The organism is Christiangramia qingdaonensis (assembly GCF_048381525.1).
Taxonomy (GTDB): domain Bacteria; phylum Bacteroidota; class Bacteroidia; order Flavobacteriales; family Flavobacteriaceae; genus Christiangramia.
The window spans coordinates 685374-710948 of record NZ_JBLWIM010000012.1 but is presented as its reverse complement, the minus strand read 5'-3'; the positions used below and the strand labels follow the sequence as shown (position 1 = coordinate 710948).

The window sequence follows — 25575 nt, the reverse complement described above, 5'->3', positions numbered from 1 at the left end:
TCTATTTCAGAATTGATTATAGCGTGTGCTTCTTCGCTTCCTTCGTATTCCATGAATCTTTAAATAATTGCATGTACGCCAGGGTAAGAACTAAACTCGTAGCAAATCCCATTACAGCTACAACAAATAGTACCACACCAATACTGGTGTTGTAATCTGTAATCCAAACCGTAATTAGATCATCTAAAAAACCGGGATTAATTTCCGTAGAATAAACTCCGAAGAAGATCGTGAATATAATAGTTGCATTAAAGCCCGTTAGCAAACTGGCCATAAAGCCTTTTTGATATTTAAATTTATTTCCTTTATGAAGTCTATAATGCTTAACAGCCTCAAACATCCCGTAAGCCATGATCACCCCATTGAATAAGCTATAAATTGGCTGATTGTGAGCATCGAATAATGAAAGAATTAGAAAATAAGCAATAAGACCGGCGGCAACAGCGACACCGTATTTAATAGGAATACTGAATTTACCCATAGCAAAGTTGGTTTTAGACGTAAATTTCCTAAAATTACAGCGTTTATTGCCTTAATAGCTTGTTAATTTTAACACATTTCGCATAATCTCGATAATAAGCTGATTTTAATGTAACATTTTCAGAGCTGTACAAACTAATAATGGCAATTGAAAAAAACCTTAAAAAATGATTAACAAACTAGGACTGTTATTCTGCTTTTTCTTGATAGGAATCGTAGGATTCGCTCAGGAAGTAGAATTCACTGAGTATGATTTAGACAATGGGCTGCACGTGATCCTGCATAAGGATAACTCTGCTCCTGTTGTGACCACATCTGTTATGTACCATGTGGGTGGAAAAGACCGTGAAGACGGAAGAACCGGGATGGCTCACTTTTTTGAGCACCTGTTATTTGAAGGAACCGAAAACATTCCAAACGGAAAGTGGTTCGAAATCGTTAGTTCGAATGGTGGTAGCAATAATGCTAATACCAGCCAGGACAGAACCTATTACTACGAAGTATTCCCTTCAAACAATCTTGAATTAGGATTATGGATGGAATCTGAAAGAATGCTACACCCAATTATAGGTCAGAAAGGGGTGGATACTCAGAATGAAGTGGTAAAAGAGGAAAGAAGACTACGTATGGATAATTCTCCTTATGGTAACTTATTACCAGCTATGCAGGAGAATATGTTCGAAAATCATCCTTACAAGGATCCGAACATTGGCTATATGGAAGATCTTGATGCGGCTACCTTAGATGAGTTCAAAGCTTACTTCGATAAATATTACGTACCTAACAATGCCGTATTGGTAGTTGCTGGTGATATTAAGATCGATGAGACCAAGAAAATGATCCAGGATTACTTTGGTCCAATTCCTTCAGGAGATGAAGTAACCAGAAATTTCCCGAAAGAAGACCCCATTACAGAGCAGATCAATGCGAAGTCTTATGACTCAAACATCCAGATCCCGGCTTCAGTAATTGGATACAGAACTCCGGCTTTTACTGAAAAGGATTCTTATGTACTAAACATGATCTCTGACTACCTTAGTGATGGTAACAGCTCGAAACTTTACAAGAAACTAGTAGATGAGCAGAAGCAGGCACTTCAGGTTGGAGCCTTCAACCTGGAGCAGGAAGATTACGGGATGTACCTTATCTTCAGTATTCCGCAGGGAGAAACAGAACTTGAGACTTTAAACACAGAGATTGAGGAAGAGATCGCTAAATTGAGAAGTGAGCTTATTACTGAAAAAGATTTTCAGAAGCTACAGAACAAAGCAGAGAACAACTTTGTAAACTCAAATTCCAGTATTGCAGGTATTGCAAACTCTCTTGCAAGAAACTACCTTCTTTATGGAGATACTGATCTTATCAACGATCAAATCGATATTTACAGAAATATCACCAGAGAAGACATCAAAAGAGTTGCTTCAGAATACTTAAAGCCTAACCAAAGAGTAGTGCTTGAGTATTTACCAGCCAGCGAACAGCCGGAATAATAATTAAAAAATTGAAAACAATGAGAAAAAATATACTAACTCTAGCAGCGTTTGCAACGCTAACAGTTGGAGTTTCAGCTCAGATCGACCGCAGTCAGATGCCCGAACCGGGTCCTGCCCCAAAAGTAAATGTGGACGAACCTGAAACCTTCAAGCTTGATAATGGAATGCAGGTAATGATCGTGGAAAATAATAAATTACCACGAGTTGCCATGTCTCTTAGATTTGACAATGCTCCTCATGCTGAAGGTTCCAAAGCGGGTGTTTCCGGAATTACCGGTGACCTGATTGGAACCGGAACCAAGAACATGTCTAAAGATGAATTCAATGAGAAAGTTGATTTCCTTGGTGCACGTCTAAATTTTTACGCTGGTGGAGCTAATGCAAATACACTATCCAAATACTTTCCTGATGTGCTTGCTTTAATGGCAGACGGAATGATCAACGCAGAATTTACCCAGGAAGAGTTCGACAAGTCTAAAGCAAGAACTATCGACGGACTTAAAAGCAGCGAAAAGGATGTTTCTTACAACGCACGTAGAGTTCGCTCTGCCTTAGCTTATGGTAAAGATCACCCTTACGGTGAATTCTCTACGGAAGAAACTGTAAATGCAGTAACACTGGAGGATGTGAAATCTTACTACAAAACATGGTTCTCTCCAAAAAATGCCTACCTGGTAGTTGTTGGAGACGTAGATGAAGATGAAGTAAAAGATCTTGTAAAAAAGAACTTTTCTTCATGGACAGGCAAAGCGACTCCGAAAGCTAAAATGCCTGCAGTTTCTAATGTAGAGCAAACAGAGATCAACTTTATTGATATGCCAAACGCTGTACAGTCTGAAATCGCTCTTGTAAATACCATCAATCTTAAGAAAAAGGATGATGATTACTTCCCGGTTCTTGTAGCTAACAAGATTCTTGGTGGAGGTGGTGAAGCAAGATTATTCCTTAACCTTCGTGAAGACAAAGGTTATACGTATGGCGCTTACTCAAGCACCGGGAATGATAAATATGCTTCAACTTTCGTAGCCAGTGCCAGTGTAAGAAATGAGGTTACAGATAGCTCTGTAGTAGCATTTCTGGACGAGGTTTACAAAATGAGAAACGAAATGGTGACTGATCAGGAACTGGCGAATGCCAAGGCTAAGATCACTGGAGATTTCGTTCTTTCATTAGAGCAACCTTCAACAATCGCGAATTTCGCCATGGAAATAGAAACCGAAGATCTAAATGATGATTTCTACGAAGAGTATCTAGAGAGAATCGACAAGGTTACTAAAGAAGACGTTCAACGTGTTGCAAAGAAGTATTTCCTTGCAGATAATTCAAGAATCGTGATCGCAGGTAAAGGTGCAGATGTATTGGAGAATCTTGAGAAGATGACCTATAATGGCAAAACTTACCCGATCAATTACTATAACAGATTTGGTGAGAAGACTGAAAAGCCAGAGCAAAAGCAAGTCGATGCTGATATGAGCGTTGAGAAGGTATATAACAAGTATATTGACGCTATTGGTGGTCGTGAGGCTGTTGAAGGTATCGAAACTGTAAAAATGATCGCCAGTGCAAATGTTCAGGGTAGAGAACTTGGACTTGACATGACTAGAACTGCTGCTGGAAAGTTAAGCCAGGAAGTAACTATGGGTGGTCAGGTTGTAAGCAAGCAGGTATTCAATGGTGACAAAGGTTTCGTAATGCAGATGGGACAGAAAATGCCATACAACGAAGACCAGATCAAAGCTGCCAAGACAGATGCAAATGCATTTCCTGAGCTTACTGTTGGTGATGCGAAGATCGAAGGGATCGAGCAGGTAGACGGTAAAGATGCTTACGTAGTAAGTGCAGATGAGACTACAAAAAATTACTATGCTGTAGACAGCGGACTAAAAGTACAGTCTGTAAAGACAGTTAGCCAGGGAGGTCAGACAATGAGCATTCCGACTGGGTATAGTGATTATCAGGAAGTAAAAGGAGTAAAATTCCCTTTCACTATCTCACAAAGTATGGGACCGCAATCTTTTGAATTTAAAGTTTCAGAGATTATGGTAAACGAAGGAGTAGAAGATGCAGATTTCTCTGTAGAATAATTATTTCTTCTGAAGAATATGAAAGCCCCGGAAACGGGGCTTTTTTTATATGTTGCTATTTCTTCTTCTGATAATATTTCTTGAGCGATTCACTATGAATACACCCAGCAGTATCACCATTGCTGAAACTAACTGCCAGAAACTAAAGATCTCTCCATCCAACATTCCCCAACCAAGAGCCACCACCGGAATGGTATAAGTTACTGAGGTAGTAAACACAGGATCTGAGATCTGTATCAATTTATTGAAAATGATCATTGCCACCCCTGTTCCAATGACGCCCAGTATTCCTACGTAAACGAGCGATAATTCAACTTTAGTAGTAATAGGCTCCTGTTCAAAAAATCCTGAAAAATACAGGATCAAGAGTGCTGGTAATAAGAGCACAAAAAAGTTCCCTGCGGTAATTCCAAGCGGACTTATATCACTCATCTTAGTCTTAAGAATGTTCACGTTTACAGCGTAACATGTCGTTGCCATAATCACCAGCAGACTATAAAAGTAATTCTGATCTGGATTAATACTCGCCCCGCTAAGGATGAGTCCGAAGGTTCCTAGCAGGCCAATAATCACGCCGGTGATCTTATTTTGTGTAACTACCGCTCGAAAGAAAGCAGCTCCTACGATCAAAGTTAATAAGGGAGTGGTCGCATTCAGTATGGAAGCGATGGCACTATCGATTTCGGTTTCAGCAAAGGCGAAGAAATATACCGGAAAGAATGATCCCAGAAATCCTGAAATTACGATCCATTTCCATTGTTTCCCATTCAGTTTCATCAAACTTCGGAAACCTACAAATATTAGAAACAGCGCTGCAAATATGATTCTGAAAGACCCAACTTGCAAAGGACTCAATCCTACAAGGGCTTTTTTAATAAGTATAAAGGAACTACCCCAAACAATAGAAAGGATTATAAGATAGATCCACTTGATGTTTTTCAAAACTGAAAATTTTAGTCCGGCGAAGATAATTTTTAAATCTTATGAAAACACAAAAAAACCATCCCGCAGTGCGGGATGGTCTATATCTAAAATCAGCAATATTACTGGTTTTCTGTAAGCGGAATCGGAAATTGCTCAAATACATCATCCCCTTCCCTATCGGTAGGCAACTCGTCCAAACGATCATACCTGCGCACATCCAGCCAGCGATGACCTTCAGCAAACAACGAATATCTTCTTTGCATAAGCATCTCATCAATAAGAGAAGTTTCAGAAGTATCACCATCATAATCATCCAGTCCTGCTGAATTCCTTATTAGATTCAAAGCTTCTACAGCTTCAGAAGGATTTTGATAAATATTCGCTTCCGCATAAAGTAGGATAAGCTCCTCATTTCTTATGATAGGGATCGCATCTATATTAGAAGTATATCTGAAAACCGCATAATCTCCTGTTAGAAAATCGAAGGTTAAAGGTTCACTTCGCTGGGCAACTTTATTGAGACGCTCATCTCCATCCTCAGCATCGGTCACGAAATCTGGCTGCACGATCCTTGCTCCTGCAGTAGTCGCTTCGACAGGAAAGAATAATGGGTTAAGGATATCTGTTTGATCTGCACTAAAGTTGTAGTAAATACCCTCATCAAGCATGGAAGCATCCAAAGTGAGAAAACTATCTTCCAGATAATCCAGTACCGCAGGAAAATCTTCCTGATAGGCGGCTACTCTCGCTGCAATTGCTTTGTTTGCTTCCAGGAAAGATTGAGGAGTACTGAAGCCTGAAAATCCAGATGTGAGCGTAAATGGATAGGAATCCCCGCCATTCTGGAGATCTCCAGCCGCCTCATCAAGTAAAGCTCTAATAGCAGTCAACGCTGCATCATAACCTAAGAAAGGTCCCAAATTATTTTCATCTGCTACATCAATTCTAATTCCATTTTGATAGGTTAGATTTAAATTCAGCAGTAATTCATAGGCTTTTACAGTCTTTAGAAAACCTTTGGTTGCGCTAATCTCTGAGTCTGAAAATTGAGCTGAAACGTCCTGACCTTCTATAAATTCAAGGATCAAATTCACATTTTTGACTGTTCTGTACCTTGCCGCCCATGGATTGGTAATATAAAAGGTATTATTATCCAGTACCGCGTTCTCTTTTCCAAGAAGATCTGCAGTAAACCGAGGATCTGAACTGGAAAATCTCCAGTATTCACGGCCTATCACACCAAGATCATCATAGTAAGTACCAAGTCTAACACGCATGCTGTAAAGCACACCGCCAACTAAATCCTGAAGATCACCTCTGGTTAGATTGTCCCGAAAAGCGTCTACTTCCGGATTATTAAGATCTGAAAACTCTTCAACATCGCAAGCCTGAAAACCGCTAATTAAAAAGAAGAGTATGAATATTTTAGTTAATGTATTTTTCATCATCTACGTATTAAAAATTAACTGCTAAGTGAAAAAGAAATCTTTTCGAAGAAGGGAATGGTGTAACATCAACCCCGGTAAAAATTCCGTTAGCTCCAAAGTTGGATACTTCAGGATCATAACTGTTATAATCAAAAATATTGATAAGGTTGGTACCCGAGAATCCAAGTTTGATATTATCTATAGTGCCATTCAGGAAATCGTCATAAACTTCCGCAGGAATATTATAGTATAAACCAAGCTCACGCATTCTCAAATAAGAGGCATCTTCTACAAAAACCTCAGCAGATGATCCTAGCTGACTCACCCGGTAAGGTCCGTTTCCAACCTGACCGTCTGGATCGAGATCTACGGTATCATAATCGTGACTGGTTCCATTAAGGTCGGTCAACAAGGTCGTAAGATTCACATTTTCACCACCATTTTTCCATTGCCAAACAAAGGAGAGGTCGAAGTTCTTATAGATCAATTGAGAGTTGAAACCCATTTGAAAATCTGGTTCGGCATCTCCAAACTTCTGAAATCCGTTCTCTCCAGGGTTTGGTCCAATCCCAACTATTTGTGTGGCGCTCGATCCTTCTTCAATTCTGAAAGTTCCTAAGGTTGCTCCAAAAGCTCCAATATTAAAAGGATCTACATCAAGCCTGGTAATTTCTGAAGTGTTCTTGTAGAAATTTACGCCCAGATTCCAGGTAAAATCTTCCGTAGCAACAGGAACCGCATCAAGCGTTAATTCTATACCGCGGTTTCTTAACTCCCCGGCATTTACGAATTCACTGGTAAATCCTGATGAAGGTTCCAATGCCGCCTGAAGAATTAGATTTTCAATAGTTTTGATATAATAGGTAGCAGAGAAATTAAGTCTGTTGTTAAAGAAGCTTACATCTGTACCAAATTCGAGTTCCTTCTGTCTTTCAGATTCAAGATTACGATCTCCTCGCACTCCAATTAAACTAATTCCAAGTAATCCATCTGTAGAAAAAGTATTATATGAAGTAAAAAGTGCGCCAAATGGTGGGAAATTACCAGCCTCTCCGTATGCTGCTCTTAATTTAAACTGACTCCACGGACTGTTTTCATTCCAGAATCCGAATTCGTTAAGATTTACCGCTACAGATGCTTTTGGATAATAATACAATTCGTTCGCATTACCATTATTAGAAGATTTATCACCTCTAAGACCCACAGTTGCAATTACCTTATCCTGAAAATTCACTTCCTCCTGAACAAAGAAACCAGAATCTTCCTGAAGCAATCTCGTTTGGTTAACGCCAGTATTTGCAGCCTGATCTACATTGGTTTCAGAAGCAACAAGGCCGGTGGCAGAAATTAATTGAGTATTCCTGTCGAAATTTTCTCTGGTCACCCCAGCCTGAGTACGGAAGTTGAGATCGTTTCCGGTAAAATAATTATGCACCAGAAAAGCTGAAAGGTTATAGTTCTTATTTTGAGTATCACCCTGAACCGCAACCCCATTTAATCCACCATTTGATGGCTTCTGAAATTGCAAAGATTTAGGAAATATTGCTCTGGTTTTGAGTCCGTAGAAATCCAGACCTCCACGAAGGATCAATTCAAGGTTAGAACTTTCAGCTTTATAAATATCAACATTAGCGGTTCCACCTACAATGAACCTGTTCACGGTTTCATTATTTCGAACCTGATCTCTGGTTTGTAAAGGATTGGAAGCCCCGGCAGGATTATCTGGATAAACCCCATCCTCATTGGGGAAAAGTTCAAGCCACGGCGTAGTTCCGGTAAGTGTCACCCCAATCGTAGTTCCTGAATTGTCATTATTGAAGAATCCCCTGTTCGCAGATGAATGTGCGTAACTGGAACTCAGTCCAAGCTTGATAAAGTCGGTTGGTCTGTGATCAAGATTCAATCTCAGGGACGTTTTCTTATAACCTGTTCCCTTAACTATACCTTCCTCGTCATTATGAGTAATCCCGGTATAAAAACGAGTTTTTTCACTACCTCCGCTCATACTGAAGTTCGTGATACTTATAAGTCCTTTTTCTCCAAATATTTCTTTTTCATAATCCACGAGCCTTCCTTCCTGTTGAGCTTCCAGAAAACTTGCCGCTGCATCATCGCCAAAGCTATCACGCACACGCTGCTCGTTATAGTCACGAAGACCTAAAAGATTATTTACTTCTGTCCATCCGGTAGCCTGAGAGAAATTGAAAATAGTTTCTCCTGCCTTACCTTTTTTAGTAGTGATGATAACTACCCCGGCAGCTGCCCTGGAACCATAGATGGCTGCGGCAGATGCACCTTTAAGTATTTCGATATTAGCAATATCTTCAGGGTTAATATCTGCAATCCTGTTGGATGGGTTATCCTGGTTGGATGCACTACCACCTGCCGCTGCTGCAGATACTACATTAAGCCCGGCTGCGATAGAACTATTGTCTATATATACACCATCAATAATATAAAGTGGTTGCGTATTACCCTGAATAGAGGTCGCACCACGAAGTTTTACCGAAAGACCACCACCTGGCGCTCCGGAATTTGCACTTACCGTCGCTCCTGCGAATTTACCATACAATGCACCATCAAGAGTGGGAGGAGGCGTTCTACCTGATATTTCGCTTGCAGAAAGGGATGACACAGCGTTTGCCGCATTAGCGCGTTTTACGGAAGTCGCCAAACCTGTAACCACCACTTCATCAAGAGTAGCTGAAGATTCAACAAACTGAACAGTCATAGGTGAATTTGAGGTCACCCTGATTTCCTGTGTCTCAAAGCCCAGGTAAGAAAAGACTAAAGTAGTAGGCAGAGATTCTACACTAAGACTATAGTTACCATCAAAATCACTCGTGGTCCCGTTAGTGGTTCCTTTCTCGATCACATTAACGAAAGGTACCACCTCACCAGTGGCCTCATTAATTGTCTTACCCTCCAGCACTTCTTGTGCACTCATAATTGTTGGGGTAAGCAGAAAGAGAATTAATCTGAGAGATACCAAATAAAATTGCCTCATAATTAATGTATTTATAGTTACATTAACAATATAGGCTATTTTTAACTATATTATTAGAGGTTTTTCTAATGAAATCTTAATAAAGCATTAATTCCACTGAAGACTTTCCATTAAATGTCTGATATCCTGTTTAAGGTAATTGGCAGCAGGAACAATGGAGTCATAATTTGGTAAACTATTGAAGTATACAGAACCAGTAATAAAATGATCTGTACTATCTGTTAGATAAAACTGCGCCTGCGAGGCGGCATTACCTTCTACTTCATATAACATTCCGTAGGTTTTATGCAGGTCGTTCGTATACACATCCCCTTCTATGGCATCTGCTTTTACAGTATGCTGTAAAGGTAGTTTTTGAGCATCGGTAAGTAGTGAATCCAGATTATCACTAACAGGCTGATATGTAAGAAAAATCACCCCGTTCATAGCATCGTAATTAATGTTGATCCAGCACGGAATTTTATTTCTTGAAGGCGAAATTCGAGCATTGGTGTTTTTCTCAAATATGTACGGGCAACCAATATTCACCTGTTCGTAGTGTGCTTCTGGATATTCCAGCGCCAGGAAAGCTTTTGGTTTTGGTTGTACCTCGTCCTTACAGGAACCAAATGAAAACAATAAGCCTAGTATAAAGATCAATTTTCTCATACAGGAGCAATATTCAGCTTGATTTGCTTGATCCTTTTATCATCGATCACTTCTATTGAGAACGTATAATTCAAAAATATTATTTCATCATTTTTCTTCGGAAAACCTCCCGAGATCTCAAGTAAGAATCCAGCCAAAGTATCTGCCTCTCCTTTTTGATCTTCAAAAACCGTAGGATCTTCGATCTTGGTGATCTTGTAGAAATCTTTAAGCGGAGTTTTCCCTTCAAATACGAAGTTATTTTCGTCGAGTTTTGAATAGATCAGGTCTTCGTCATCAAATTCATCGCTAATATCACCAACAATCTCTTCTATAATATCCTCCAGGGAAATAAGTCCGCTGGTCCCGCCATACTCATCCACTACAATGGCGAGATGATTCTTCTTGTTTTTGAAATCGTTCAAAAGATCATCCAGTTTTTTATTCTCAGGAACAAAATAAGGTTCACGAAGCAAACTCGTCCAGACGAATTTCTTGTCATTTAAATAAGGTAACAGATCTTTTATATACAGAATCCCAATAACATTATCCACGTTTTCACGAAAGACCGGAATCCTGGAATAACCGTTTTCAATGATCTCAGGAATTATTTCGTCGTATGGACTATCTTCATTAAGTGCGAAAATGTCCATCCTCGGACGCATCACCTGCTTAGTGTCTGTATTTCCAAAGCTAACGATACCTTGCAGGATTTTTTGTTCTTCTCGGGTTGTATCTTCTTCGCTGGTAAGTTCCAGCGCCTGGGAAAGATGATCAATACTTATAAAAGAACGTTGCTTCCCGAATTTATCATGAAAATAGAGGGTAACGGCTCGCATTGGAGTACTTAAAGGCGAAAAGAGCGTATCCAGAACATTGATAGGATAAGCCATAAAATTGGAGAATTGCACCTTGTTTCTGCTGGCATATACCTTCGGAAGGATCTCTCCAAATAATAAAATCAGGAATGTTACCAGACCTACTTCAAATATAAATCGCAGATCAATGCCAAAGTATGTAGTATTCATCCTTCCGAAGATATCATCGGTAAGACTATCGAAAAGGAGGACAATGGCAATATTGATGAAATTATTAGCTACAAGAATCGTAGCCAGTAATTTTTTAGGTTTTTCAAGAAGACTGATGACTATATTCTGTGTCTTCGACCTCTTCCCATCTTCAGTAATGAAATTCGCGGGAGTAAGTGAAAAAAATGCAACTTCTGCTCCAGAGATCAATGCAGAACATAACAATAGCACGAATAATGTTATCAGGCTAATAAGCTGGGTAATTCCCATTGAGGCTAGAAACAAAAGCAAACTGGGAGGTTCCGAATCCAAAGGCTGAAATTTTAGTTAAACTTAGAAGGGTAAATCGTCCTCTTCTTCTGTCTGGTTATAAGGTTCATTTCTACTTCCGGGACTTTGTGTCGCTGGTTGTTGTTGCGCAGGTCTATTCTGACTCATTTGCTGATTTCCGGTAGATGGCTCTGCAGAACTTTCGTTCTTAGGAGTCAGAAACGTGAATTCTGTACAATGAATTTCTGTAGAATATCGCTCGCTTCCAGAGTCATCCTGCCATTTACGGGTCTTTATACGACCTTCGATATAAACCTTGTCACCTTTTTTCAGGTATTTTTCACAGATCTCTGCAGCTTTATTCCTAACTACCACGTTGTGCCATTCAGTATTGGTCACTCGCTCACCAGTTGTTTTATTGGTGTAGCTTTCATTAGTAGCAATCGGGAAACGCCCCAGCGATCCTCCACCTTCAAAATAATGCATTTTCACGTCATCCCCTGTATGTCCAATCAACATTACCTTGTTCAATGTACCTGTCATTTCAGTATAATTTTGAAGCCAATAAAGGCTTAGTAAGACTAAATTTATTCTAAAATACTAATTTTTTTTCGCCACAATGTCAAAAACGAGCAAAGATATAAACAAGCATCTATTTATAATCCTCCGGAAGGAACTCATTTAAAAAATTTTCTATAAGCACCGGTACTGGATAATTCTGCAGCTCATTAAAATTAATGGATTCGAGGCTTTCAGCATCAATATTCACGGTCCAGAAGGTTGCATGCAAATGCTGATGGGATAGTTTATGTACAACCTCCTTCTCATTATATATATGTAGTTCAAAATTTTGATCACCTACGAGTTCCTGAAAGTTCTCTGTATCAATAAGCTCTGCTTCACCAACTGGCTTATTGGTCTCTATCAACGGAAATTGATAAAGTCCTGACCAGATGCCCTTTCCTGTTCGTTCTTCAAGAATGGTTTGCTCATCCCTGTAATGAGGGACTACATAATTAAAGTATCGATGCCTGATCTTTGTCTTCTTAATCTTTACAGGCAGCTCCTTGGTTTGATCATTCTTCAGAGCCAGACATACATCATTAAAAGGACAGGTCTCACACAAAGGATTTTGAGGCTTGCATTGAATGGCGCCAAATTCCATGATCGCCTGGTTGAAAGTAGCCGGATCTTTATGATCTATGAGTTCCTGTGCCAATGCTTTAAATTCTTTGATTCCCGGAGTACTATTAATAGGAGTTTCTACCCCAAAAATCCTGGACAGAACACGGTAAACATTACCATCAACGACCGCAACCGGTTCATTAAAGCAAAAAGAAGCGATAGCACTGGCTGTATAATCACCAATGCCTTTTAAGGTCTTAAGTTCTTTATAATTATCTGGAAAGATCCCGTCAAGTTCTTTAGAAACTCTTATCGCTGTGGTGTGCAGGTTTCTCGCTCTTGAGTAGTAACCCAGTCCCTGCCATAATTTTAGCACGTCCTGCTCGGGAGCATTCGCCAGGGCATGAACGTTGGGATACGCTTCAGTAAAACGCAGGTAATAAGGCAAGCCCTGTTCCACCCGTGTTTGTTGCATTATTATTTCGCTAAGCCAGATTTTATAGGAATCCTGAGTGGATCTCCATGGTAAGTCGCGTTTGTTTTGCAAATACCATTGCTTCAGTCTTTTGGAAAAAACCATAGTAATTTAAGAATCTCCGCAATAATAGAGGTTTATTCCGTTATTATTAGTGAATTAGGTTTGAAATATTGCAGATTTAATTCTTATATTTGCCCCCTTGAAAAATTGAACCCCAATAATTAAATTTAAATAGCACGAAAATGACGAAAGCAGATATTGTAGCAAACATTTCAGAAAAACTGGGAATGGAAAAGGCAGACGTACAAGCTACTATAGAATCTTTTATGGATGAGGTTAAAACATCGCTAGAAAGTGGAGATAACGTGTATCTTCGTGGTTTTGGAAGTTTTGTCGTAAAGACCAGAGCTGAAAAAACTGGAAGAAACATTTCTAAGAACACAACCATTAAAATTCCTGCTCACAACATTCCTGCATTTAAACCTGCAAAGATTTTTGTAGAAGGAGTTAAATCAAATGTTGAGGTAAAGTAAATTGAAACACCGGACGACCCGGTCTTTCCAAGAAATAAGTATTAATTTAAATGACATTGCACTATGCCAAGTGGTAAAAAAAGAAAAAGACATAAGGTGGCTACGCACAAGCGTAAGAAGAGAAGAAGAGCTAATCGCCACAAGAAAAAGTAGTGTGACAACTACTTTTTTTATTTAATTACAATCGTTCTTTGAAATTGAAACCTTCAGCAAACGAGTTTTGCAACAAAGGTTTCTTCAGGATTCAAAACCTGTGAAAAAATAATGTTTAATCCATCTGTGTCTGTAAGTATTACAGGTATGGATATAAAATCTGGAAGTGTGGACAAAGAATTAATTATCCGGTCCGAACCTTCTGCTGTAGATTTTGCCTTATTAAAAGATGGAAAACTTATTGAACTTAACAAAGAAGAGGACAGCACCAAATTTAATGTTGGAGATATTTATATTGCCAAAATTCGAAAAGCTGTTCCTGGGTTAAATGCCGCATTTGTAAATGTTGGCTATGAGAAAGATGGTTTTTTACACTATCATGATCTGGGACCTCAGATCTCTTCTTTAGTAAAGTTCATCAAACGTGTAAGCACAGGTAAACTAAAAGATTATTCTTTAAAGAATTTTTCTATTGAAAAGGATATAGACAAAAACGGCTCTATTGCCGATGTTCTAAAATCCAATCAATCGCTACTGGTTCAAATAGTTAAGGAACCAATCTCCACGAAAGGCCCCAGGATTAGCTCAGAGCTATCCCTGCCGGGGCGCTATATCGTTCTTGTACCTTTTTCAAACAGGGTTTCAGTTTCTCAAAAAATTGAAAGCAAAGAAGAAAAGGAACGTTTAAAGAGACTGGTAAAAAGCATCAAGCCTAAAGGATTTGGTGTAATTGTTAGAACCGTAGCCGAAGGCAAGAAAGTAGCAGAACTGGACAGAGACCTACAGAATTTAGTTGGTCGTTGGACAGGAATGTGTAAAAAATTGTATAAACCTCATCACCCGTCGAAAGTACTGGGAGAATTGAACAGAGCCTCTTCACTGTTAAGAGATATATTCAATGATTCGTTTACTTCGATTTGCGTGGATGATGAAACACTTTATACGCAAATCAAAGATTATGTGAGCGAAATCGCTCCTGAAAAAGAATCAATCGTAAAGTTGCATCAATCCAATCAACCCATTTTCGAAAAACACGGTATCGAGAGACAAATAAAAACTTCCTTTGGGCGCACCGTATCTATGAGTAAAGGCGCCTATCTGGTAATAGAACATACTGAAGCCATGCACGTCGTTGACGTAAACTCCGGTAACCGTTCCAATAAATCCAAAAACCAGGAAGACACAGCGTTAGAGGTTAACATGATAAGTGCCACAGAAATTGCCCGGCAGTTACGCTTGCGTGACATGGGTGGTATCATTGTAGTGGACTTTATAGACATGAACAAAGCCGAAAACAGAAAGAAACTCTACGATCACCTGCGTAACGAAATGAGTGATGATCGTGCCAAGCACAAGATTCTACCTCCGAGTAAATTCGGATTGATACAAATTACCAGACAACGCGTAAGGCCTGAAATGAATATCAAGACCCGTGAGGACAATCCGAACGGAAACGGCGAGATCGAGGCACCAATTAGTTTGGTGAATAAGATCAAAGTCGATCTTGAAAAGCTTATCAAGAAAGATCATAAAAAGATCACCCTTAGCGCACACCCCTTTATTGCAGCCTTTTTAACTAAAGGCTTTCCATCTCCCCGCTCCAAGTGGTTTGTAGACCACAAAAGGTGGGTGAAAATTTTACCTCGCGATGCTTACACGTATTTAGAGTACCACTTTCACGATAATGACGGGAAAGTGATCCAATAACAAGAACGCCTTTCAAGCAATTGGAAGGCGTTTTTTTTATACCCTATTCTGAAATTGCCAATTGGCATTTGAGCAACAATTCTTTGGCATTGGTTTAACTACAGCCATGTATTCTTCCACTTAATTTTATGGTATTAACCATTTAAAATTAATCATGAAGAATTTAAAGGACCTATTCGAACACCAGCTGAAGGATCTCTACAGCGCAGAAACCCAATTATTAAAAGCTCTTCCTAAGATGGCTGAAAATGCTACCGATGCTAAGCTGAAGAAAACATTTGAAGCACACCTTGAAGAAACCAAGGAACACCAACAACGCCTGGAAGAAATTTGCAAAGAACTGGAAATTAAACCAACCGGTGAAACCTGCAAAGCCATGAAAGGTCTTATTGCTGAAGCTGAAGCATTTCTAAAAGAAGATGCTGAAAAAGAAGTACGTGATGCCGGTCTAATCGCAGATGCTCAAAGAATAGAGCATTACGAGATCTCAGGATATGGAACCGTAGTTCGTTACGCCAAGGAACTGGGCTACAACAGCATCGCAAAAAAACTACAAAAAACGCTCGACGAAGAATATAAAGCAGACGAGAAACTGGATAAGCTAGCAGAAGGCCGACTGAACAAAAAAGCCAAATAGTACAATCAGACAAGTATTTTAGAACCTTCCTTCCAGGAAGGTTTTTTTATGTTTGAATTTCTAATTTTTCAGCAATTAGAGTTCAAAATTCTATATTTGGAACATGAGGAAATTCCCACTTCTTGTAAGTAGTATTACCCTAATTCTGGGATTCACATTTTACGGCGAACTAATCACATTCAGCCTATATGACACCTATTATTTGATTCCTGCGGAAGTTGCACTATTCTCAATCTGGTTGTTGATCACTATCATTTACTGGGCATTTCAATTGAAAAGATACTTATCCCGAAATGAAGCATAAATTCAAATCTTATAATGTAGAAGAAGCTTTACAGAAGCTGATGCATTTCTGCGCTTACAGAGATCGCTCTCAGAAGGAAGTAGAAGACAAATTGAATGAAATGCATATGATCGACGCCGCAAAGGAAAAGATCATCATAGAACTCATGCAAGAAGGTTTTCTAAATGAGGAACGTTTTGCCAGAAGCTTTGTTAGAGGAAAATTCAGAATAAAAAAATGGGGACGTATTAAGATCACCCAGGAATTGAAGAAAAGAGGAATATCGTCACCTATTATCAAAATGGGACTTACCGAGATCAAAGAATCTGATTATCGTTCTACTCTGTTCGAACTTGCTGAAAAGAAACTTGAGAAGATCAACGAACCAAATGAATACAAAAGAAAAGGTAAGCTGGCAGATCATCTAATGCGCAAAGGCTATGAGTCTTCCCTTGTCTTTGACTCTATCCAGGAAATACTTTAGTCAATCTTATTTTTGCTATGCGTGTTTTTAATAGCCTGTTCGTTCTTGTAATCTATCCATTTTTGTCCGCGTATTTTTCGCATATAATTATCAAAATGCCTCATAAAAACAAGGTTGTATATAGCCTTGGAAAAGTTGGTAAGCGTTCTTGGAGTTGCCCGTAAACTCATGGAAAAACCGGCAGTAAGATAGGTCATATGATGCCAGTAACCTTCAGGCATATACAACGTTTCTCCATGCTCAAGTTCTGTAACGAAGCCTGTGGCTTCTTTAAGGGCAGGAAATTTGTCATAATCTGGATTCGTAAAATCTATATCCTCACGGCTTATCAAGGCATGTGGAACCTTGTATAGGTATTTACTTTCAGAAGGTGGAAATAAGATACAACGTTTTTTTCCGTGGAAATGAAAATGTAAAATATTTGCATAGTCTATATCATAATGCATAAACACCTTACTGTTCTCACCTCCAAAAAAAAGCATAGGTAACTGCTTTAAAAAACGCAGACCCATATCCGGAAATTTGAAATCATTTTGAAGCGCAGGTACTTCCTTCATCAAATGATATAGAAATATTCGGTAATTCGTAGGTTCAGACTTTAGAAGATCCACATAATCCCGCATTTTCATCTTTGTATGAGGCTCATTGAATTTAAATTCTGAACTAATTGGGCGATCATCATACAAAGGCACTTCCTTTTCGCCGGCAATATCTCTTATATATTGAAGATTCCATTTTTCGTAAGCAGGCCAATCCTCGATCAAACGTTCGATCACTACTGGTTTTTGCGGTCGAACATAATCTCTTACAAAATCTGCTTTTGAAATGGTTTTAACCTTCGGTATGTTCTCGAGTCTCATAAATTCATCCTTCAATTAATACCGGCATAGCGATGTGTGCGCTCAACTGCCTTGCGGTTTTTGTAGTCTATCCATTTCTGACCCTTCAATTTACGCATCAAATTATCATAATTCCGCATAAAAAGAAGATTAGATATAACCTCTCCCAGATCTGATGGTTTTGTGGGCAGCGATCTAAGCGTGAGTGACAAACTTGGAGTTTCATATTTCACCCAGTGCCACCAGTGACTGGGAATATACAAAGCATCTCCGTGTTCTAAAGTGCATTCAAAACCTCGGGCTTTTGCTAAAGCAGGATATTTTTGTAGATCTGGATCATCCATATCAATAATCTCCATACTTACTATAGAATAGGGGACCTTGTATAAAAAGCCTGTTTGATCTGGCGGATACAGGATAATACGCTTTCTGCCCGCAAAATTGAAATGGAAATTATTTGCAAGATCCATATCGTAATGCATAACGACCTTAGAACCTTCTCCTCCAACGAATAATACCGGGAGTTTCTTAAAGAACTTTATTCCCAGTTCCGGATACTCAAAGTCTTCAATAAGTTCCGGGCAGTTCTGAAGTAAATTAAAGAAGAACATCCGCAGATCTGTAGGACCATTCTCTAGGATATCTATATAGTCTTTGAAAGGTATTTTTTGAGCGGGACCATGAGAATTAGAACGACCGCTGGCGGGTTTGCCGTCATACAAGGGAACGATTATCTCTCCTGCCTTCTCTTTGAAATAATCAAAATTCCATTTTTTATGAGCAGGCCAATCCCGGCTAAGATCTTCAATAATAACCGGTCTTCTGGGTTCAAAATATTCCCGGAGAAAATCTTCTTTTGAAAGATTGCTTCGCCTGGGAATATTTTGAAGATCCAGTTTCAATTTATATTCGTTAATTAAACCTTCGTTTTTGCCTTTTGCTGAGCTTCAAGGTTACGCTCGATCTTATGTCCTGGCCGGGACCATTTTGGTTTCTCATTCTGACTCTGAAATTGAGAATTTTCAGCTGCAACACTTTCAGGCTGAGATTTCTTAACGAAAGGTTTTTGCGGATTTAAACCAAGCATTTTAAACATTTCCATATCCTCATTTACATCAGGATTTGGAGTTGTAAGCAATTTATCTCCAGCAAAAATGGAATTTGCTCCGGCAAAGAAGCACATTGCCTGTCCTTCCCTGCTCATCTGAGTTCTTCCAGCAGAAAGTCTCACCTGTGTTTCTGGCATTACGATCCTGGTTGTTGCCACCATCCTGATCATATCCCAGATTGGCACTGGCTCCTGTTCTTCCATGGGCGTTCCTTCTACAGGAACAAGCGCATTGATTGGAACAGATTCCGGCTGTGGATTAAGAGTCGCGAGCGCAACCAGCATTCCTGCACGGTCGGCAGGACTCTCTCCCATTCCTATGATCCCGCCACTACAAACTGTCACATTCGTTTTACGAACATTATCGATCGTAGCAAGTCTATCATCAAAACCACGGGTAGAAATTACTTCTTTATAGTAATCTTCTGATGTATCCAGGTTGTGATTGTAAGCATAAAGTCCGGCTTCTGCCAGTCTTGCTGCCTGGTTTTCAGTAAGCATTCCCAGCGTACAGCAAACCTCCATATCCAGCTTATTGATACTTCTTACCATTTCGAGTACATTGTCGAACTCTTCACCATCCTTTACATTTCTCCAGGCTGCACCCATACAAACTCTGGAGCTTCCAGAAGCTTTAGCGCGCAATGCCTGGGCTTTCACCTGGTTTACACTCATAAGATCATTACCTTCAAGATCTGTATGATAACGGGCCGCCTGCGGACAGTATCCGCAATCTTCAGGACAACCGCCGGTCTTTATAGAAAGTAAAGTTGAAACCTGTACTGTATTTGGATCATGATGCTCGCGGTGAATGCTTGCAGCTTCATAAAGCAGATCCATAAATGGTTTGTTATATATATCGAGGATCTCTTCCTTCGTCCAGTCGTGTTTAAGTGCCATGTAATTCGATTTGTATTCAAAAATAAAGAAAACTAAGCTTTAAAGGGTAAAGCTGCAATAAGTTTTATGAACGCGATTCCTAACAATATTAATTTGCAAAAATTAGCAGGGAAACCGCATTCCCGCCAAAACCGACAGAATTCACCAGAATGTTTTTTAATTGTGTAGGTTTCTTCTGAAATTTTGAAAAGGGAACAGTTATAAACTGTTGATGCTGAATCATTAATATCGCCATTTGTATATTCAGAATTCCGGAAGTTGCAAAACTATGACCAGTCTTCCATTTATTGGAAGTAATTGCTGGTTGATCTTCGCCAAAGATCGCTTTCACCGCATTAACTTCAGCCAGATCTCCACCAATGGTTCCCGGAGCATGCATAACGATCGCATCAATTTCTTCGGAAGTGTCTTTAATTGCCATTTTCATACTCTTCTGAAGACAGAAACCTTCCCGGGATAATGAAGCTCCATGCTTTAACTCTTCATTGGCATACCCAATCCCGCGAATAATAGCTTGCGATTCTCCTGAAGGGTTTTTGCTTAATGACAATAATCCTGCAGCTTCACTCAAGATCATGCTATTCTTTTGCTTTTCCATGTCCAGCGATTTACATGGATATTCATCATCACTTTGCGCATAGATCTTCATGGCATCCATTTGAGCGAGTGTAAAACCTGTAAGAGGTGCTTCGCTACCGCCGGCAATAAAGTTGTCTCGCATTCCACTTTCCAGCCAGGCGATCGCATTTAAAATTGAATGCATTCCTGTAGAACAGGTAATACTATGCGAAAACTCTGGGCCTTCCAGTTGCAGATCCTGCGCAGTCCAGGAGGAAATATTTCCCAAAGTGGTAGTTGGAGAACTATAGGTAGATGCCTTTCCGGTCTCTACAAATTCTTTGTGATACTTTTCAAAAAGTTCTGTTGCACCACGACTACTTCCTATGTTCAGTCCGGAATTACGATTATTGAAACCCAGTTCATTTTTCAGTTTTCGACCAGTGAGAATTGCCATTAAAACCGAACGGTCCAGATGGCGATACCTGGAATCTTCCTGCTGAAGCTCTAGTAGTTCGTTATTGAGATCTTCCGATAATTCTCCTGCCCACCAGGATTTTTCAGTAGTAGTTTTTTTACTAAAACGATGGGAGTCATGGAGATAATTACTCCAGATCTCTTCGGCAGAACTTCCTAATGGTGAAATACTGGCAATGGCGTCTATGGAAATTGGGTTTTTCAAGGACTTATTTTAAAGCAAAAATAGTATTGATAGTTCTTTTGGATACTTCATCAAGCGTTAATTTACGCCTGAAATTGATCTATGCATTCCTGAAGTAATTTATAAATCGATGTCATCTGCTCTTCAGTAGTTACATACGGCGGCACGATATAGATCGTATTCCCAAGCGGACGTAAAAACAGCCCATTATCCATAAAAAACCTGAAAAGCTTGTCTCTCAAATTCCCGTAGCGCTCCATTTCCACATGAAGTTCAAAAGCGAGGATCACACCCATAGAGCGAGCGTTGAGAACTTGCTGATTTTGCTTCAATTCGCGAACGAACTCCTGGTTACTTTCAGTAATCCTTTGAATGTTCTCCTGAATTTCTTCGGAAGTCAGTAATTCTATTCCTGCAAGAGCTGCTGTACATGCGAGTGGATTCGCAGTATAGGTATGCCCGTGAAAAAGACCTTTCTCAATTTCATCGGAATAAAAAGCATCATAGACCTTTTGATTACAGGAGGTTAGCCCCATAGGCAGCAAGCCTGCCGTTAGAGCTTTGGACATGCAGATCACATCTGGTTTTTCTTCAATATAATCTGAAGCAAAATAAGTTCCGGTTTTACCAAAACCGGTCATGACCTCATCTGCCACCAGGAGAACTTCATGTCGACGACAAAGTTTCAATATTGCATTCAGGCCCTCAGCATCGTGAAACTTCATTGCTGCAGCCCCCTGAATTAGTGGCTCATAAATAAATCCAGCAATATTTTCCTTGCTGAGTATAGATTTTAATTGATCAAGAATTGCCTTGTTGTTAGTTCCATCTGGAACCGGAATACGTTCTACACGTATAAAATGATCTTCAAAAGCTCCATTATAAACTGAGAGTCCGGAGACTGACATTGCGCCAAAAGTATCTCCATGGAATCCATTTTCGAAAGCCAGCATCACTTTTCGATCATTTCCAAGGTTATGATGATACTGCAAAGCCATTTTGATCCCGATCTCGGTCGCTGTGGAGCCATTATCATTGAAAAACAGTTTTTGCTGCCCTTGAGGTAGAATTTTTATCAATGCTTCAGATAGCTCTATGGCCGGCTCGTGTGTGAATCCGCTAAAAACCACCTGATCCAGTTTCTGCATTTGCGCAGCGACCTTGTTTGTGATATAGGGATTGCAATGCCCATATACTGCAGTGTACCAGGATGAGATTCCGTCGATATATTCACGACCTGCATCGTCAGTAAGTATAACGCCGCTCGCTTTTGAAATTGGCAGCATTTCTGAAGAAACTTTATGCTGTGTAAGCGGATGCCATAAATGCTTGCTGTCTCTTTCTTTAAGATTTGATGTAATGTCTACTTCTTGCATAATTTCTCCCTCCATATTTCAGCATATTCCAGCACTACATTTTTATCAAAGTATGGCTCCTGCTCTATTCTTCCCAGTACTTCAATACCACTATGATCCTGGATCGCCTGCTCAGTACTTCTATGCTCATTCCCGCTGAAAATGATCTTAATATTTTCTATCCCTCGCGACCTGAGCATTTCAATACTTAACAAAGTGTGATTTATACTTCCCAGATAATGCCTTGAAACTAGAATAACGCAATCATCTTCTTCAATAAGATCCAATATTGTGTTTTTATTGTTCAAAGGCACAAGTAATCCACCAGCTCCTTCAATAACGAGATCGCGATTGGTTTTAGGCCTTTTAATCTTCTTTATATCGATCTTTATTGAATCAATTTCAGCAGCAGCATGCGGACTCATGGGACTATTCAAAGCATAGCTATTCTTATGAAAGGTCGTCATGGAATTGCTAATCAAACGCTCAACCTTGTGAGTATCTGAATTATTTAGATCACCTGCCTGTACAGGCTTCCAGTAATCGGCTTCCAGTGCTTCAGTGATCATAGCAGCCGCGATGCTTTTTCCAACATCTGTGCTAATTCCGGTAATAAAATAATGAGAAGGCATTAATTTGATTTTTGCACAAAGTTAGCCAGCCTTTCCAAGACCTCCGAAATTTCTTGCTTCGAATTATAGGCATGCAGACAAAATCTCAATCTTTCCTGTCCCAGCGGAACGGTTGGCGATAATATAGGTTTTACCACGAAGCCATTTTCCTGTAACTGCAAAGCAATTGACTTGACCCTATCATTACCTGATACGATACAACTCTGTATAGCAGAATCACTATTTATAAATCTTTTTGCCAGCACGTTCTTACCAAGTTCCGCTTTAAAGAAATTAATATTTGCGCGAAGTTTTGTGATATTCTCAACATCCCATTTTAGATTTTCATAAACTGCAATAATCGTAGCAAGGGTATGTGGTGGTAGTGCAGTGGTATAAATAAAGCTTCTTGCAAAATTTATCAAATAATTTTTCAGCTTATTACTTCCCAGGATAGCAGCGCCATGGCTCCCAATCGCCTTCCCGAAGGTCTGAATTCTTGCAAACACATTTTCTTCGAGACCAAGTTGCTGCACCAAACCAACACCATTTTCTCCAAATACGCCGGTAGCATGAGCTTCATCTATAACTAGTAAGGCATTATACTGCTTGGAAAGTCTAGTTATTCCTTCTAGATCTGGAATATCTCCATCCATAGAGAATACAGATTCGGTCACTATATAAACCTGGAAATCATTCGATGAAGTATCGAATTTTCGCAGTTTGGAATCAAGATCTTCAAGACTGTTATGAGTGAATTTATAAGATTTCGCCAGGCTCATTCTAATACCATCCCTTATAGAAGCGTGACTCAACTCATCATAGAATATAAAATCACCCTTCTGAGGTACTGCGGAAAAAAAACCCAGATTGGCATCGTAACCAGAATTAAAGATAAGAGCAGATTCAGCATCATGAAATTCAGCAATCATCTTTTCAGCTTTACTGAATAATGGATGATTACCAGAAAGAAGTCTGGACCCGGTAGCTCCATTTTGATAAGCTTGTGTCTCCATTATCTCTGAAGTTCTCTTTCTAATAACTTCCGAAGAAGAGAAACCAAGATAATCGTTAGAGAAAAAATCTACACCTTCAATTGCTAAAGGAAGACTTCTCAAGGAATTATCATTTTTCCTTTTTTCAAGTCTTTTCTCTAATTTTAATGGAAGCTTTTGCATAAGGCAAACTTAAGCAATGAATTTTATAAAATATGAACTGGGAACTATTTGCTCTTAGAGTTGTACTTGCAACAATCGCCGGACTTGTGATTGGCTATGAAAGGGAAATCCAGGGCAAAGGTGCGGGATTAAAAACCAACGCTCTGGTAGCTCTAGGCTCTGCGATCTTTATATTAATGGCTCTAAGGTTTCAGAATGAAGAGTCGGTGGATATCACTCGGGTGCTTGGCCAGATCGTTGTTGGTATTGGCTTCATTGGTGCAGGAACAATTCTGGAAAAGAAGCGGAAAATTCAGGGTCTTACTACCGCGGCTACAGTCTGGTGTAGTGCTGCTACCGGATGTCTTGCAGGTTTCGGGATGTATACAGAACTAGGGATAATAAGCGGACTTATTTTGATAATAAATCTCGTTTTTGGATACGTTGAACACGAAATGATCAAAAAGGATAAACAGGATGAGGAGAAAAAGGATTAACTGCTAATTACTTATCGGCATCATCCATTTTGCTGTGATCTACGTTATCTTCAGGAGTATCGTCTACCTTACTTTTTAGGATATGAGTGTTCTTTTGATATTTACCTTGCAATTCATCCATTACCGATTTATCCCAGAGTTTAACTCCTATGAAATAAGAAGCTCGGCCAATAAGGTGTGCACTTACAGGGGCCGTTAAGAACAGGAATAGAATAATAACAAATGCCTGTGAAGTCACATCTGCATTGCTGAAAAATATGGTGGAACTAAGTAATAAGAGGCCAACACCGAGAGTGGCCGCTTTGGTAGTTACCGATATACGAAGATAAGTGTCTGGCATACGAACAATCCCGATCGCTGCTAAAAGAACGAAAAGGGCTCCCAGTGTTGCTATGGCGGCTATTATGATATCTATCATTTCCTTTTACGTTTTTCAAGATAAAATGAAAGCGCTACTGTACTCAAAAATGCGATCAATGCCAGAATTAGAGCAGTATCCATCAAGGTTGATTGGTTGTAAATGATACTGTATATCGCAATGATCCCGATCCCGGTGGTAATGAGAAGGTCAAGCGAAACAATTTTATCTGCGATGCTTGGCCCTTTCATAAACCTCCACAGTATCAAAACTGCAGAGATCACCAACACAGGTAATATGATATAATGTAAATATTCAACTAACGTCATGACAGCACTTCCAAAATTCTACGTTCAAATCCATCCTTGATTCCGCGAATGAATTTCTCTCTATCCTTCAGGTACATGGCATGTACAAAAAGAACCTTTTTATCATTAGATACATCGATGCTCAAAGTACCCGGCGTGAGGGATATCATATTCGCGAGAACAGTAATCCCGATATCAGACTTAACATCCAGTGGCACCATAATTATACCCGGCGTCACATTAAGTCTTGGCGTGATCACTTCATACGCAACTTCCAGGTTGGCTTTTACCAGTTCGTAAAGAAAATTCAGCAACAACAAAATGATCTTCGGAACAATAAGAAAATAACGACTTCGCTTTCTCCCAACAGTGATGATCCATAGAATATGAAAATTCAGAAAGAATCCAAACAGGTAGTTTTCGAATGAAAAATCACCCGTAAGGGCAACCCAAACGAACGTTAGCAATATGTTTGAAAGAAAT

At 39.5% G+C, this 25575-nt stretch carries 26 protein-coding genes; 8 read left to right on the top strand and 18 right to left on the bottom strand.

Annotated features, from left to right (window positions below):
* Positions 1-16 precede the first annotated feature (16 nt).
* Positions 17-481, bottom strand: coding sequence for a DUF4199 domain-containing protein (locus ACNI3T_RS08195; RefSeq protein WP_141878997.1), 465 nt, complete (start codon positions 479-481; stop codon positions 17-19).
* A gap of 166 nt (positions 482-647) precedes the next feature.
* Between ACNI3T_RS08195 and ACNI3T_RS08190 the strand changes: the two genes are divergently transcribed.
* Together ACNI3T_RS08190 and ACNI3T_RS08185 are read left to right on the top strand one after the other, a co-directional pair.
* Positions 648-1970: a M16 family metallopeptidase gene (locus ACNI3T_RS08190; RefSeq protein WP_418227391.1), complete on the top strand. Its 1323-nt coding sequence runs from the start codon at positions 648-650 to the stop codon at positions 1968-1970.
* Between the two features lie 20 nt (positions 1971-1990).
* The gene (locus tag ACNI3T_RS08185) at positions 1991-4057 is read left to right on the top strand and encodes a M16 family metallopeptidase (RefSeq protein WP_418227390.1); all 2067 of its coding nucleotides are present in this window, start codon (positions 1991-1993) and stop codon (positions 4055-4057) included.
* Positions 4058-4102: 45 nt separating this feature from the next.
* On the opposite strand, the gene ACNI3T_RS08180 is transcribed toward ACNI3T_RS08185, so the two are convergent.
* The 7 genes from ACNI3T_RS08180 to mutY form a co-directional block, all read right to left on the bottom strand.
* Entirely contained in the window at positions 4103-4999 is an 897-nt protein-coding gene (locus ACNI3T_RS08180; RefSeq protein ID WP_418227389.1) for a DMT family transporter, read from the bottom strand.
* Positions 5000-5100: 101 nt separating this feature from the next.
* Positions 5101-6426, bottom strand: a complete 1326-nt coding sequence (locus ACNI3T_RS08175) for a RagB/SusD family nutrient uptake outer membrane protein (RefSeq protein ID WP_418227388.1) — start codon at positions 6424-6426, stop codon at positions 5101-5103.
* Between the two features lie 10 nt (positions 6427-6436).
* The gene (locus ACNI3T_RS08170) at positions 6437-9355 is read right to left on the bottom strand and encodes a SusC/RagA family TonB-linked outer membrane protein (RefSeq protein ID WP_418227387.1); all 2919 of its coding nucleotides are present in this window, start codon (positions 9353-9355) and stop codon (positions 6437-6439) included.
* A 147-nt stretch (positions 9356-9502) separates the two neighbouring features.
* Positions 9503-10063 carry a gliding motility lipoprotein GldD gene (gldD, locus tag ACNI3T_RS08165; protein ID WP_418227386.1) on the bottom strand — a complete coding sequence of 187 codons (561 nt, stop codon included), beginning with the start codon at positions 10061-10063 and terminating at the stop codon, positions 9503-9505.
* A complete protein-coding gene (locus ACNI3T_RS08160; protein WP_322301340.1) occupies positions 10060-11382 on the bottom strand; it encodes a gliding motility-associated protein GldE in 1323 nt (440 codons plus the stop codon). Before ACNI3T_RS08160 ends, gldD begins: the two co-directional genes overlap by 4 nt.
* A gap of 21 nt (positions 11383-11403) precedes the next feature.
* On the bottom strand, positions 11404-11883 hold the full coding sequence (locus tag ACNI3T_RS08155) for a single-stranded DNA-binding protein (protein ID WP_418227385.1): 480 nt from the start codon (positions 11881-11883) through the stop codon (positions 11404-11406).
* Positions 11884-11992: 109 nt separating this feature from the next.
* The gene (mutY, locus tag ACNI3T_RS08150) at positions 11993-13045 is read right to left on the bottom strand and encodes an A/G-specific adenine glycosylase (protein WP_418227384.1); all 1053 of its coding nucleotides are present in this window, start codon (positions 13043-13045) and stop codon (positions 11993-11995) included.
* A 140-nt stretch (positions 13046-13185) separates the two neighbouring features.
* On the opposite strand from mutY, the gene ACNI3T_RS08145 reads away from it, so the two are divergent.
* From ACNI3T_RS08145 to ACNI3T_RS08125, 5 genes are all read left to right on the top strand, one after another.
* A complete protein-coding gene (locus tag ACNI3T_RS08145) occupies positions 13186-13476 on the top strand; it encodes an HU family DNA-binding protein (protein WP_026913962.1) in 291 nt (96 codons plus the stop codon).
* A gap of 321 nt (positions 13477-13797) precedes the next feature.
* Complete coding sequence (locus ACNI3T_RS08140) at positions 13798-15336, top strand: Rne/Rng family ribonuclease (RefSeq protein WP_141879263.1); 1539 nt, start codon at positions 13798-13800, stop codon at positions 15334-15336.
* A 154-nt stretch (positions 15337-15490) separates the two neighbouring features.
* Positions 15491-15973, top strand: a complete 483-nt coding sequence (locus tag ACNI3T_RS08135; RefSeq protein WP_418227383.1) for a YciE/YciF ferroxidase family protein — start codon at positions 15491-15493, stop codon at positions 15971-15973.
* A gap of 103 nt (positions 15974-16076) precedes the next feature.
* Positions 16077-16277 carry a hypothetical protein gene (locus ACNI3T_RS08130; RefSeq protein ID WP_418227382.1) on the top strand — a complete coding sequence of 67 codons (201 nt, stop codon included), beginning with the start codon at positions 16077-16079 and terminating at the stop codon, positions 16275-16277.
* Complete coding sequence (locus ACNI3T_RS08125) at positions 16267-16740, top strand: regulatory protein RecX (RefSeq protein ID WP_418227381.1); 474 nt, start codon at positions 16267-16269, stop codon at positions 16738-16740. The genes ACNI3T_RS08130 and ACNI3T_RS08125 overlap by 11 nt, the downstream gene beginning before the upstream one ends.
* On the opposite strand, the gene ACNI3T_RS08120 is transcribed toward ACNI3T_RS08125, so the two are convergent.
* From ACNI3T_RS08120 to ACNI3T_RS08090, 7 genes are all read right to left on the bottom strand, one after another.
* On the bottom strand, positions 16737-17600 hold the full coding sequence (locus tag ACNI3T_RS08120) for a cupin-like domain-containing protein (RefSeq protein ID WP_418227380.1): 864 nt from the start codon (positions 17598-17600) through the stop codon (positions 16737-16739). The genes ACNI3T_RS08125 and ACNI3T_RS08120 overlap by 4 nt on opposite strands.
* An 11-nt stretch (positions 17601-17611) precedes the next feature.
* Positions 17612-18481: a cupin-like domain-containing protein gene (locus tag ACNI3T_RS08115; RefSeq protein ID WP_418227379.1), complete on the bottom strand. Its 870-nt coding sequence runs from the start codon at positions 18479-18481 to the stop codon at positions 17612-17614.
* Between the two features lie 14 nt (positions 18482-18495).
* Complete coding sequence (gene bioB / locus ACNI3T_RS08110) at positions 18496-19587, bottom strand: biotin synthase BioB (protein WP_295177879.1); 1092 nt, start codon at positions 19585-19587, stop codon at positions 18496-18498.
* An 88-nt stretch (positions 19588-19675) separates the two neighbouring features.
* Positions 19676-20827 (bottom strand): beta-ketoacyl synthase N-terminal-like domain-containing protein, encoded by a 1152-nt coding sequence (locus tag ACNI3T_RS08105; protein ID WP_418227378.1) that lies wholly within the window; start codon positions 20825-20827, stop codon positions 19676-19678.
* Between the two features lie 62 nt (positions 20828-20889).
* A complete protein-coding gene (gene bioA, locus ACNI3T_RS08100; RefSeq protein WP_418227377.1) occupies positions 20890-22182 on the bottom strand; it encodes an adenosylmethionine--8-amino-7-oxononanoate transaminase in 1293 nt (430 codons plus the stop codon).
* Positions 22170-22793: a dethiobiotin synthase gene (bioD, locus tag ACNI3T_RS08095; RefSeq protein ID WP_418227376.1), complete on the bottom strand. Its 624-nt coding sequence runs from the start codon at positions 22791-22793 to the stop codon at positions 22170-22172. Before bioD ends, bioA begins: the two co-directional genes overlap by 13 nt.
* The gene (locus ACNI3T_RS08090; protein WP_418227375.1) at positions 22793-23950 is read right to left on the bottom strand and encodes an aminotransferase class I/II-fold pyridoxal phosphate-dependent enzyme; all 1158 of its coding nucleotides are present in this window, start codon (positions 23948-23950) and stop codon (positions 22793-22795) included. The genes bioD and ACNI3T_RS08090 overlap by 1 nt, the downstream gene beginning before the upstream one ends.
* 32 nt (positions 23951-23982) lie before the next feature.
* On the opposite strand from ACNI3T_RS08090, the gene ACNI3T_RS08085 reads away from it, so the two are divergent.
* Positions 23983-24426 (top strand): MgtC/SapB family protein, encoded by a 444-nt coding sequence (locus ACNI3T_RS08085; protein WP_322301352.1) that lies wholly within the window; start codon positions 23983-23985, stop codon positions 24424-24426.
* A gap of 7 nt (positions 24427-24433) precedes the next feature.
* Here ACNI3T_RS08085 and mnhG read toward each other — a convergent pair whose 3' ends face one another.
* From mnhG to ACNI3T_RS08070, 3 genes are all read right to left on the bottom strand, one after another.
* A complete protein-coding gene (mnhG, locus tag ACNI3T_RS08080; protein WP_026913951.1) occupies positions 24434-24844 on the bottom strand; it encodes a monovalent cation/H(+) antiporter subunit G in 411 nt (136 codons plus the stop codon).
* Positions 24841-25113 (bottom strand): monovalent cation/H+ antiporter complex subunit F, encoded by a 273-nt coding sequence (locus tag ACNI3T_RS08075; RefSeq protein ID WP_322301353.1) that lies wholly within the window; start codon positions 25111-25113, stop codon positions 24841-24843. Before ACNI3T_RS08075 ends, mnhG begins: the two co-directional genes overlap by 4 nt.
* Positions 25110-25575 (bottom strand): Na+/H+ antiporter subunit E (locus ACNI3T_RS08070; RefSeq protein ID WP_418227374.1); only part of this gene is annotated, 466 nt, incomplete at its 5' end. The genes ACNI3T_RS08075 and ACNI3T_RS08070, both read right to left, overlap by 4 nt.

Coding starts and splice junctions, on each gene's coding strand:
- ACNI3T_RS08190 (WP_418227391.1), top strand. CDS start 648: ATGATTAACAAACTAGGACTGTTATTCTGCTTTTTCTTGATAGGAATC.
- ACNI3T_RS08085 (WP_322301352.1), top strand. CDS start 23,983: ATGAACTGGGAACTATTTGCTCTTAGAGTTGTACTTGCAACAATCGCC.
- ACNI3T_RS08170 (WP_418227387.1), bottom strand. CDS start 9,355: ATGAGTGCACAAGAAGTGCTGGAGGGTAAGACAATTAATGAGGCCACT.
- ACNI3T_RS08195 (WP_141878997.1), bottom strand. CDS start 481: ATGGGTAAATTCAGTATTCCTATTAAATACGGTGTCGCTGTTGCCGCC.
- bioA (WP_418227377.1), bottom strand. CDS start 22,182: ATGCAAGAAGTAGACATTACATCAAATCTTAAAGAAAGAGACAGCAAG.
- ACNI3T_RS08145 (WP_026913962.1), top strand. CDS start 13,186: ATGACGAAAGCAGATATTGTAGCAAACATTTCAGAAAAACTGGGAATG.
- bioB (WP_295177879.1), bottom strand. CDS start 19,587: ATGGCACTTAAACACGACTGGACGAAGGAAGAGATCCTCGATATATAT.
- ACNI3T_RS08130 (WP_418227382.1), top strand. CDS start 16,077: ATGAGGAAATTCCCACTTCTTGTAAGTAGTATTACCCTAATTCTGGGA.
- ACNI3T_RS08075 (WP_322301353.1), bottom strand. CDS start 25,113: ATGACGTTAGTTGAATATTTACATTATATCATATTACCTGTGTTGGTG.
- ACNI3T_RS08155 (WP_418227385.1), bottom strand. CDS start 11,883: ATGACAGGTACATTGAACAAGGTAATGTTGATTGGACATACAGGGGAT.
- ACNI3T_RS08175 (WP_418227388.1), bottom strand. CDS start 6,426: ATGAAAAATACATTAACTAAAATATTCATACTCTTCTTTTTAATTAGC.
- ACNI3T_RS08125 (WP_418227381.1), top strand. CDS start 16,267: ATGAAGCATAAATTCAAATCTTATAATGTAGAAGAAGCTTTACAGAAG.
- ACNI3T_RS08090 (WP_418227375.1), bottom strand. CDS start 23,950: ATGCAAAAGCTTCCATTAAAATTAGAGAAAAGACTTGAAAAAAGGAAA.
- mnhG (WP_026913951.1), bottom strand. CDS start 24,844: ATGATAGATATCATAATAGCCGCCATAGCAACACTGGGAGCCCTTTTC.
- mutY (WP_418227384.1), bottom strand. CDS start 13,045: ATGGTTTTTTCCAAAAGACTGAAGCAATGGTATTTGCAAAACAAACGC.
- bioD (WP_418227376.1), bottom strand. CDS start 22,793: ATGCCTTCTCATTATTTTATTACCGGAATTAGCACAGATGTTGGAAAA.
- ACNI3T_RS08135 (WP_418227383.1), top strand. CDS start 15,491: ATGAAGAATTTAAAGGACCTATTCGAACACCAGCTGAAGGATCTCTAC.
- ACNI3T_RS08185 (WP_418227390.1), top strand. CDS start 1,991: ATGAGAAAAAATATACTAACTCTAGCAGCGTTTGCAACGCTAACAGTT.
- gldD (WP_418227386.1), bottom strand. CDS start 10,063: ATGAGAAAATTGATCTTTATACTAGGCTTATTGTTTTCATTTGGTTCC.
- ACNI3T_RS08120 (WP_418227380.1), bottom strand. CDS start 17,600: ATGAGACTCGAGAACATACCGAAGGTTAAAACCATTTCAAAAGCAGAT.